The following is a 943-nucleotide window of genomic DNA, read 5'->3' as shown; positions in this document are numbered from 1 at the left end:
TGAGCCTTTGCCAACCTGGTGTTCGGGCTGCTCGGAGGGTGTACGGCGTGGCGTGGCCACGAACAAGTGAAGCTCCTGGTAGACGGGCGATTGCCTAGATCAAACCGTCCAACCAGGAGCTCCACGTGCTGTCCTACCCCTCCGGGATGAATGTGTCCAACCGCGCGCTCGGCGTGCTCGCCGATGCGCTGCGCGGCCACCGCAAACACCTCGGAACCCGGTGGCGCCGGCTTTCGGCCGGCCGCCAGGCCCTGCTCGCGATCGCCTACCTGCGCAAGGGCGAGACCTACGCCGAGCTGGCCTGCGGATTCATGATCGGCACCTCCACTCCTCTACCGCTACCTGTGTGAGGCGATCGGGCTACTCGCCACGATGGCGCCCACCCTCGCCCAAGCGGTCGAGATCGCCGCGGGCAAGGCGTTCGTGATCCTCGACGGGACGCTGCTGCGCATCGACCGCGTCGGTATGTCCCGCGGGGACGACCGCGCGTTCTACAGCGGCAAGCACACATGCCACGGGGTGAACGTGCAGGTCGTGGCCGATCCGTTCGGTCGGCCGGTGTGGATCTCACCGGCGCTGCCCGGGGCGCGCCACGATATGGGGGCCGCCCGTGAGCACGGCATCATCGATGCCTTCACCGAAGCCGGGGTGCGCGCGATCGCCGATACCGCCTACCAGGGCGGCGGTCCGGCGATCCGGGTCCCGCAGCGTCGCCGACGCATCGACCCCGACACCGGCCGCTACCGGCGGCTGTCGCGGGCGCAGAAAGAGGTCAACACCGCCCATGCCCGGCAGCGAGGCCCGGGTGAGCGGGTCAACGCCGAACTGAAGAACTGGCGCGTCCTACGCAAGATCCGTTCTTGCCCCAGCCAGGCTTCCGAACTCGTCGCCGCAGTTCAGACCCTCATGATCGCCACCCGGTGAACAGGTTGGCAAAGGCTCA

1 pseudogene is annotated in these 943 nt (G+C 68.3%); it reads left to right on the top strand.

Annotation, left to right across the window (positions count from 1 at the left end):
• Positions 1–125 precede the first annotated feature (125 nt).
• Positions 126–924: pseudogene (locus tag ABEA15_RS25540) on the top strand (transposase family protein).
• Positions 925–943 lie beyond the last annotated feature (19 nt).

Source organism: Streptomonospora halophila (genome assembly GCF_039542725.1).
In the GTDB taxonomy this organism is placed as follows: domain Bacteria; phylum Actinomycetota; class Actinomycetes; order Streptosporangiales; family Streptosporangiaceae; genus Streptomonospora; species Streptomonospora halophila.
The sequence above is the reverse complement of the archived record's forward strand: the minus strand, read 5'-3'. Positions and strand labels throughout refer to the sequence as shown.